Annotated in this window: 10 protein-coding genes; 1 reads left to right on the top strand and 9 read right to left on the bottom strand. The window is 43.7% G+C overall.

Translation table 11 applies throughout. The annotated features are described in order from the left end of the window. The first annotated feature begins 244 nt into the window (after positions 1-244). On the top strand, positions 245-1,393 hold the full coding sequence (gene tal, locus G4P69_RS33890) for a transaldolase (RefSeq protein ID WP_208354257.1): 1,149 nt from the start codon (positions 245-247) through the stop codon (positions 1,391-1,393). A gap of 11 nt (positions 1,394-1,404) precedes the next feature. Here the strand turns inward: tal and G4P69_RS33895 are convergent, their stop codons facing one another. The 9 genes from G4P69_RS33895 to G4P69_RS33930 form a co-directional block, all read right to left on the bottom strand. Continuing rightward, positions 1,405-1,653 carry a hypothetical protein gene (locus G4P69_RS33895; protein WP_208354264.1) on the bottom strand — a complete coding sequence of 83 codons (249 nt, stop codon included), beginning with the start codon at positions 1,651-1,653 and terminating at the stop codon, positions 1,405-1,407. 221 nt (positions 1,654-1,874) lie between these two features. Then, complete coding sequence (gene ftsH4 / locus G4P69_RS33900; RefSeq protein ID WP_208354270.1) at positions 1,875-3,737, bottom strand: ATP-dependent zinc metalloprotease FtsH4; 1,863 nt, start codon at positions 3,735-3,737, stop codon at positions 1,875-1,877. A 4-nt stretch (positions 3,738-3,741) separates the two neighbouring features. Further along, positions 3,742-3,921, bottom strand: a complete 180-nt coding sequence (locus G4P69_RS33905; RefSeq protein ID WP_208354272.1) for a chlorophyll a/b-binding protein — start codon at positions 3,919-3,921, stop codon at positions 3,742-3,744. Between the two features lie 56 nt (positions 3,922-3,977). Beyond that, on the bottom strand, positions 3,978-4,172 hold the full coding sequence (locus tag G4P69_RS33910) for an NblA/ycf18 family protein (RefSeq protein ID WP_208354274.1): 195 nt from the start codon (positions 4,170-4,172) through the stop codon (positions 3,978-3,980). Between the two features lie 50 nt (positions 4,173-4,222). Further along, the gene (locus G4P69_RS40135) at positions 4,223-4,357 is read right to left on the bottom strand and encodes a hypothetical protein (RefSeq protein WP_279606323.1); all 135 of its coding nucleotides are present in this window, start codon (positions 4,355-4,357) and stop codon (positions 4,223-4,225) included. A gap of 384 nt (positions 4,358-4,741) precedes the next feature. Next, positions 4,742-5,707 (bottom strand): orange carotenoid-binding protein, encoded by a 966-nt coding sequence (locus G4P69_RS33915; protein ID WP_208354276.1) that lies wholly within the window; start codon positions 5,705-5,707, stop codon positions 4,742-4,744. Positions 5,708-5,754: 47 nt separating this feature from the next. Next, positions 5,755-6,351: a response regulator gene (locus G4P69_RS33920; protein WP_243903130.1), complete on the bottom strand. Its 597-nt coding sequence runs from the start codon at positions 6,349-6,351 to the stop codon at positions 5,755-5,757. A 295-nt stretch (positions 6,352-6,646) separates the two neighbouring features. Further along, positions 6,647-6,931, bottom strand: coding sequence for a pentapeptide repeat-containing protein (locus tag G4P69_RS33925; protein WP_208354283.1), 285 nt, complete (start codon positions 6,929-6,931; stop codon positions 6,647-6,649). Between the two features lie 265 nt (positions 6,932-7,196). Next, positions 7,197-9,036, bottom strand: a 1,840-nt coding sequence (locus G4P69_RS33930) for a cation-translocating P-type ATPase (RefSeq protein WP_208354285.1), incomplete at its 5' end; no start/stop codon positions are given.

A 9,036-nucleotide genomic window follows, 5' to 3' on the forward strand; every position in this document is an offset into this window, starting at 1 on the left:
AGTCAGTGTAACTTCTGACTGCTTTCCTCTCTAACAATCAATCCGCGCCTCAGTACTAATGTCTATTTTTTATCTTTTCTTCTATCCGTGCTTTGCTTCTGTCTGAGCTTTTAGTCCAAACTCCAGTGAATACCCAAACGGTGAAAAAAAAGCACTCCATCATGTGAAAGACGCAGAAGAAATCTCTGATGTAATTCGGCAAGCGCGGGTAGATGATAACGGAAATCGTATTTGGTGGTAAAATATGGCAAGCAATCCATTGTTAACAATTAAAGATTACGGTCAAAGTATCTGGATGGATAATTTGACCCGCGATTTGATTCAGTCTGGTGAACTTGAACGCATGATTACGAGTCGGGGTATACGCGGGATTACTTCTAACCCCGCTATTTTTGAAAAGGCGATCGCCAGAAATGTACTGTACGATGCAGATATTGAAGCCGGAATCCGTGCAGGATTACCTGTAAACAAGATTTACGAATCCCTGATTTTTGAAGATATCCGCAATGCGTGTGATATTTTCCGCCCTATCTACGAAGCTTCAGGTGGATTAGATGGATATATAAGTATCGAAGTTCCCCCGACTATCGCAAATGATACAGAAGCTACAATTGATGAAGCGCGGCGCTATTATCACGAAATTGAGCGGGAAAATGTAATGATTAAAATTCCCGCTACTCTCAGTGGCTCAGCAGCAGTAGAACAGGTGATTAGTGAAGGCATTAATGTCAACGTTACTCTACTATTTTCTGTGAAGAGTTACGAAGAGGCAGCTTGGGCATATATTCGAGGTCTAGAAACTCGTGTAAACAAGGGTCAAGATATTGCTAAAATAGCATCTGTCGCTAGTTTCTTTCTTAGCAGGATTGACACTCAAGTTGACAAACTGATTGAACAGAGAATTAAGACAATTGGTTCTGACGACTTATCTATAAAGGCGAAGTTAACTGCTGTCAAAGGTAAAGTAGCGATCGCCAATGCAAAAATTGCTTACCAAAAATACAAAGAAATTATTCACCATGAACGTTGGAAAGCCTTGGCAGAAAAAGGCGCAAAACCACAGCGACTGTTGTGGGCAAGTACCAGCACTAAAGACCCAGCATACAATGATGTCATGTATGTGAACGAGTTAGTGGGACCGGATACTGTTAATACCTTACCTCCAGCGACAATAGAAGCATGTGCTGATCATTGTGATATTGCTAATCGGCTTGAGACTGGGCTAGAAGAAGCCCATCACTTAATTGACAATTTAAAAGACCCAGAAATCAATATTAATTTGGACGAAGTGATGTCTCTTGTTTTAGACGAAGGAATTGACAAATTTATTCAGCCATTTCAATCGCTGATGTCGTCAATGGAAGAAAAAGTCAAACAGTTAGCTCCTACATAACCCCTATTTGTTTAAAGTGAGTCACTTTCCACTTGCTCTACTCCAGCATCTATGGCTTGCTCTGGTGTGCCGTAGCACCCAAACAGGCACGAGTCAAAGTCAGCAATGGGAGCTGGGTTACGCTCTAAGACGTGATTGATGGCAATCGAGTACGAGTATTTTTTTTTAAGTAGAGGGTGGGGATGCACCGCCACGTACCACGGTGTATTAGTCCCAGACTCAGATTTAGTACCAATTTTTTCCAGGATTGGTTTGTTCATGCCGTAATTGCGTAGAGGTTAGGCTCGATTAGCATATTTAATACTTACACTAACCAAAGATATCTTTCAAATGTAACCCAATTTTTCTGTTGTTTTAACCATCTCAAGGGAGAGAAGTAGTTAAAAGTGAGCAAAATTTATGACCTATAGCGTTTCTCGTTTGGATGCCGTACAGGTAGGGGCACGCGGATTATCGTGCCCCTACTGTTCATATGTATTGATCAATTGTTTGCAGATTGAACCTGTGAGAGCAAACTGTGTAGTTTCTCACCCTCGATCACTTCTGTCTCTAAGAGTTGAGTGGCGATCGCCTCCAGTAAGTCTCGGTTACGCATAAGTGTATCCAAAGCTTGCTGATGAGCGGTTTCCACAATTTCTTTCACCTCACGATCAATTGCCTGTGCCGTTTCTTCACTTGCTACCCTCCGGGCATTAGGCGCACCATTGCCCAAAAACATGGCTTGCTGTCCCTGCTGATAAGCTAGTGGTCCTAAGATTTTGCTCATCCCGTAGGTAGTGACCATCCGCTCTGCCAGATCCGTCGCTCGCTGCAAATCATTGGCTGCACCAGTAGTTATACTGTTAAACACAATTTCTTCTGCTGAGCGTCCACCAAGCAAGGTGGCGATCTGACCTCGAAGTTCGGCTTCGTCCATGAGGAACCGATCTTCTGTTGGCAGTTGCAGTGTGTAACCCAGTGCTGCCATACCCCGAGGGACGATAGAAATTTTCTCGACTCGACCAGTCCCAGTCATCAGAGAACCGACTAAGGCATGACCGACTTCGTGGTAAGCAACAATTTTCTTTTCTTTATCGTTGAGGACACGACTTTTGTTTTCCAGACCAGCCACCACCCGCTCGATTGCTTCAGCAAAGTCTTCCTGAGCAACGTAAGAGCGTTGATTGCGGGCTGCCAACAGAGCCGCTTCATTTACCAAGTTTGCCAGATCTGCACCTGCAAAACCGGGGGTGCGAGTCGCGATCGCCTTAAGATTCACGTCCTCACCCAGCTTTACTTTCCGAGCGTGGATTTTGAGAATTGCTTCTCGCCCCGACAGTTCAGGGCGATCAACTAATACTTGACGGTCAAATCGACCAGGACGCAACAAAGCAGGATCTAATACTTCAGGGCGGTTTGTGGCAGCTAGTACAATTACTGTTGCTTGTTCTGGTGAAAACCCATCCATTTCTGCTAGCAACTGGTTAAGTGTCTGTTCCCGCTCATCATTGCCACCGTAGAACCCACCACTGCTGCGAGATTTGCCGATCGCATCCAGTTCATCAATGAATACAATGCAAGGAGCCTGTTTCTTTGCCTGCTCAAACAGATCGCGGACTCGTGAAGAACCCACACCAACAAAAAGTTCTACAAACTCAGAGCCAGAGATACTGAAGAACGGCACGCCTGCCTCCCCAGCCACTGCTTTAGCCAGCAACGTTTTACCAGTACCTGGAGGACCGACCAAGAGCACTCCCTTAGGAATCCGCGCCCCAATCTGGGTGTAGCGTCCTGGAGTCTTGAGAAAATCCACAATCTCGACCAATTCAGTCTTGGCTTCCTCTACACCAGCCACATCTGCAAAGGTCGTTTTGGCAGCTTCCCCCTCTACATATACTTTGGCTTTACTCTTACCAATAGAGAGAACACCTTGGGGTCCACCACCACCTCGTCTAACAAAAAACTGCCAGATTGCGACAAAAATTAGCGGCGGAACCACCCAGCCCAAAAGACTGGTAAACCATCCATTCTTGGGCGGAGGTGCTGCGGCGAATTCAACGCCCTTTTGTTCTAACAACTTGGGCAATCCCAAATCAAAAATGGGTGTAGTAGAGAATACAGATCCCGCTTGGTCGTTGACCGTTTTCAATTGAAATTGAATCTCGTTTTGACCAACTTGCACCCGTGCAACTTCCCCTGCTTCAACCTGATGAATGAACAGGCTATAGGGAACACCGGGAATCTGAGGACCTAAGACAAAAGGCAATATAAAATTTGCGATTAGGAATAAAGCCCCCAGCGCCAGAAAGATGCTACCAAACCGGCGAGAAGGGTTAGGAGTTGGTTGTTCTGTTTTAATCGGCATTGACTTACAAAATACTCCAGAAGTGAAGCAAACCTTGTCCAGAAACTATTTCAATCACGACGGCAGATATGAAGCCAATCATCGCAAAACGACCGTTCCAAAGTTCAGTTTGAGGTGTAAATCCCCAGATCCAAGCATTACGCTTATCTTTCATTGAGGAGGTGATGTTTGTGTTAGCTGACATGGTTAATATTCCAAGTTTTTTTTTAATTGCACAAAGTAAGGATTATCTCACTGGTTTTACAGTGGGGCAAAGTCCAGACCTAATTTCCACTCTTGTTTGAGAAGCTCTCGATACGTCGTTTCCCGAATCATCATGTGCTTATGCTGCAAGATTAAGAACTCTTGAGCTTGTTCGCGGGACATTTGTCGCACTTGATCTGTAAAATTTCTGAGGTTAAATTCTTGCTCTAAAGTTAATTCGATATCTTCCATGGTGCTTTCTCTAACTCCATTACTTTGAAAACTGTCAATTTGATGTTGTATTAGTTATTGAACTCTTTACTAATACGTGTTACAAATCCATCACGTCTGTTAGGGTCTTTCTTTTGCTTATTAGTACCGTCAGATTGCTTTTTGGCTTTTTTGGCTTCTTTGTTGCTTTTTTGGAATTTGGACATAATGATTCTCCAATCACTTAGTAAAACTAAACTGAGGCTCATCCATCACGTACTCTTCGGGTTCGATGGCGTAGTCGTTCAGCCTACCGAATTCTTCAATTACTAAACCGCTTTCTATAAGCTCTACTTTTGGTTTTTTTGATCTCATGTACACTAAACTTAACACTTTTGTAACAAAATTGCAACATTTATTGCAAAGTAAAATAAATAATGCTGTAAATTTTCTATATACTACTGTGTATAAACTACATCTAACAAGTTACGGGACAACAACTATAGGTAGTTGCTGTCCCAATAAATAGTATTTGCAGCATTACTGATCGAATCCATTAACCGGAGCATCGCTCAGGGTTAAAACGCAAAGTTCATCACTTTCAAACTCTTCTAGCTTACAACGCCTAGTTTTAGTAGTTCTTGGGGAGATGCCAGCATGTCGATCGCCACAAAGAAAATCTTGCCTTGGGGATTGAGCAAAAAACGCCATGCTAAATTTATACTAACACTGTCAGCAAACCAGGGAGTTTGCACTTTGCCAGTCACTTTAATCTGAGTGAACTCTCCTTGTGCTGGCTCAGATACCCCCCGCTCAGGAATTAGCTTGAGTCCATAGCATTCTTCACGCATATAGGCAAGGATAGACTCATGACCAACAATTGGTTCTTGGAAAGGGGGTTGCAACGCACCGTCTTCAGTAAATAAAGCCACAGTAGCCTTGAAGTCAAAGGCATTCATATTCTCCATATAGCTTAGGACTGTAAAGTTGTCGATGCCCTCAATGCTGACCTTAGCTCGGGGTGCAGGATCTTTAGGTGGAACCACAGGCTTTTTGACTTTTTGAGTGCCAACCGTTGGGGCATAGGCATACCCCATGTTGACGACAATATCCTGTAATATGCTGAGTTGCTGACCGCCTTCAATTAGACGGATAGCTTCGAGCACATCTGATGCCTGGGTAGAAAGTTTATAACCTTCTGGAATGGGAGCAACGATTCCTTGTTTCATCCACTCGCCTAACTGATACCAAAAGCCCAATTTGACATTCGTGCCGAAAGATGAATATGTCCGGCAGATCTCCGTATCAGTATGGTTAACCAGATCGCACATAACTTGCGTTTGCTCATGAGCAGACATCTGCTTGATTTGAGTCAGGGTTTTTTCTGCGAAAACTATGTTGACTACCTGCATAGCAGCGGGAGTGATTGTAACTCCCATCTCGGTATAGGCAAACCAAAGTAAAGCCAACTGATCCTCGGCACTGAGTTGATTGAATGATTCAACCGTAGCTGGAACCGCATTAGCAACTTTAGTGTTAGGAAAAATTAAGCGTGCAGACTCGATAGTAAAAGACATTTTTTTTAATCTCCAGAACGAAATTACATTGATTTGTTGATAGTTTTTCAAACCATTGAAACATGGTGATGCTTGCTTGAAAATGCCCGATATAACTGCTTTTCAGGACTTAGTCCCCGATATCTAGACACCTCACCCAAAATCCCTTGAGCGATCGCATATGAGGACTGTTGACAAATCCCTAAGCAGTTAAGCACAGCAAGGAACTCATCAAAATCAAAGGGTTTAGTGAACCACAGGTCAAATCCAGCATCCAGAGCGGATTGAAGCATCTTTTCATTGTCATACCCTGTCACAGCAATGGCTAGTACCGTTTTCCCTCGTTCTCCCCTTGTGGTTCTCACTTGTTGAATCAGGGTATAACCATCCTCAAGCGGCAAGGCAATTTCACTCACAAGGACATCAGGTTGCCATTGCCCAAATATTTCCAGAGCTTGCTTACATGAAAACGCTTGTTGCACTTCAACACCATAGGATTGCAGCAACACTGTAATTAAATTGCAGCAATCGACACTACTATCTACAACTAGTACTTGCAGCCCTTGGAGGGATGAAAGATTAGTAGGAAATCTATTCCTTGGGTACATAGCCACTCCGATAGAGATTGCATATGGAACTAATGCTAAAGATTCTGGGTAATTCATTCCATAAAGGAGTGAACTGGTAGAGGGCAATAATTTAGCATCTTTTCTCCTACAGGATAACAAGGTGCTGTTTCATTTCTTGGTTGATTTGGTTAACTAGGACATGAAAAGTAATTGTTAGTATTTAAGCGTAATCTATACTGAAATTGCTGTAGCTCAAATACGTGTAAAGTAGCTTGTTTGTATTTGGTTTAGCCTTTATCTTTAAAGCAAGTATTGCTGTGTATTATCTAGCAATAAGCGGTGCCTTTAGATTAACGGCACCGCTCATCAACGGCGGATTTATTATCAGGTATTATGCAAAGTAATTTGCAGATTCTAAGAGATCATTATGCATTTTGCCATCGGGCATTTTTGCATCCCTCAGATTAGCCCCCTTGAAATTAGCCCCTTTGAGTCCAGCCCAGTTCAGATTAGCCCCGCTGAGATCTGAGTAGCTCAAATCTGCGTTGCTCAAATGCGCCCCAGTCAAATCTACCCCACTCAAATTTGCTTTAACTAAACTTATCCCTCGCCAATCTACCTTTCTAAAATTTCTTTCTCCGGCTGCATATCGTCTTAAAACTTCATTGGCATCCATATTGGTTGCCTCTCAACGTGTAGCGTTATCGCTGTTTCTATATATATTATAACTCACAAAAGATTTAAAATTTCTCTATATAGTAAATAGTAATTAATATTCTGTTTAAGTTGTTCAACACTTTTTTAAACCAAAACCGTGATCATCTGCTAAAGTGTGAGTACAAATTATTCCTTGAAGATTTCCATATTTAACTTTTTTAAATCTTGAAAAACAAGCTGAATATTTAAGGTGATCAGTCCATAACGCTCGCGTTCGCTATCGCCTATCTGTGAATAATTTGCTTTCTTACTTCATCAGCCATCAGTATTAGTGGTGGGCAGAGGATTAGCAACGACCATTGCACGAGAGATAGGGGTGCGCTCCCAAAAATTTTTTGTAAGGATGGGACATAAATAATAGATAGTATAAGTACCCACTCAACAGCAATGCCTAACCAAATCAAGGGGTTGCTAAAAAAGCCTAAGCGAAAAATCGACATGCGCTCACTTCGGCAGGCGAAAACATTACCATCCTGACAAGCAACGATCGCCGCCAGCGTAACAGTTGTTGCTTGATGATAAATTGCCATCTGGGTAGCATTCGCCGAGTGTGCAAGAATAGGCAAATTGATCGCTTGCAACTCAGTAATCCCGTAGCCATTTGCCCACCAAACCAGCAGAAAACCTGTCATTCCCGCCAATCCTTCCAGCAACCCTAAAAAGCAATAGGCACGCAAGAGTAAAGACATATCCAGTAAGGGTTTCGACTTCTTGCGGGGTGGTTGAAGCAAGATGCCTGCTTCCGGTTCTTCTGCACCCAACGCTAGGGCGGGAACCATATCTGTGCCTAGATCGATCGCCAGAATTTGCAGAATTACCAAAGCTGGAGGAATCTTTAAAAAGACCATCGCCAGAAAGGGGATAAACTCTGCCATGTTGGATGACAAAATGTAGGTGATAAACTTACGAATATTCTGATATACAGATCGTCCCTGCTCGATCGCCATGACGATGGTGGCGAAGTTATCATCAATCAGCACGATATCAGCCGCTTCCCGCGCCACGTCTGTGCCGCTCATACCCATCGCAATACCGATATTAGCAGATCTTAAGGCTGGAGCATCATTGACTCCATCACCTGTCACAGCTACAATATGACCCATTCCGATATACGCTTGAACCAGTCTTAATTTCTGTTCAGGCATCACACGAGCAAAGACTAGCCCGGATTTTTGCTGCAAGATCTGACGCAACTGGGCATCCGATAGATGTCCCATTTCTTCGCCGGTAACAACCCTGGCTTTACCATCTACTAAACCAATTTGCTTGGCGATCGCTTCTGCTGTTAGTCCATAATCCCCTGTCACCATCGTCACCTGGATACCTGCTTGATGGCATTGAGCGATCGCCTCTGCAACCTCTTCTCTTGGCGGATCAATCATTGCCACCAAGCCAACAAAGATCAGATTTTGCTCCAATTCCTGCGCACCTTTTGCCTCTTGCTCCTCTTTCTGCTGGGTGGCAATTCCCAGAACTCGATAACCTCTCCTTGCAAATCCATCATTAGCAGCAGTCACCTCTGCCCTTTCTGCTTCTGATAATTCTTCTATACGCCCATCTCTGAGAATTTGTTGACAGTGTTGCAGCACGTCCAATGGCGATCCCTTTGTAAAAATTATATAGGGAGCCGTTAGCGTTTTGATCTGGGACGATTGCCCTTCTAACTCAAACCCTAAATCCAAATCATCCGAACTTCTTTGTAGAAGGACACTCATCATCCGTCGGCGCGAATCAAACGGAACTTCCTGAATTCTCTTAAGTTGACGCTGTAGTTCTTCAAGATTCAGTCCCTTTTTTAGGGCAACTACCAGGAGAGCAGCTTCAGTGGGATCGCCAATCTCCTGCCATTGACTAGAACCGGCTGGATGCTTCAGGCGGGCATTGCAACACAGAGCCGAACCCACCAACAGCAGGTTTACGTGTGATTCCATACACCCAGAAGGAATTTGTACCTCTCCAGTAGGCTCGTACCCTACTCCTGTGACTTTAATCTCAGTTGTAGGAATCCACAGTCGCCGAACCGTCATCTCATTCTTGGTCAGTGTCCCTGTTTTGTCCGTATCG

It is taken from the genome of Aetokthonos hydrillicola CCALA 1050, assembly GCF_017591665.1.
GTDB lineage: Bacteria > Cyanobacteriota > Cyanobacteriia > Cyanobacteriales > Nostocaceae > Aetokthonos > Aetokthonos hydrillicola.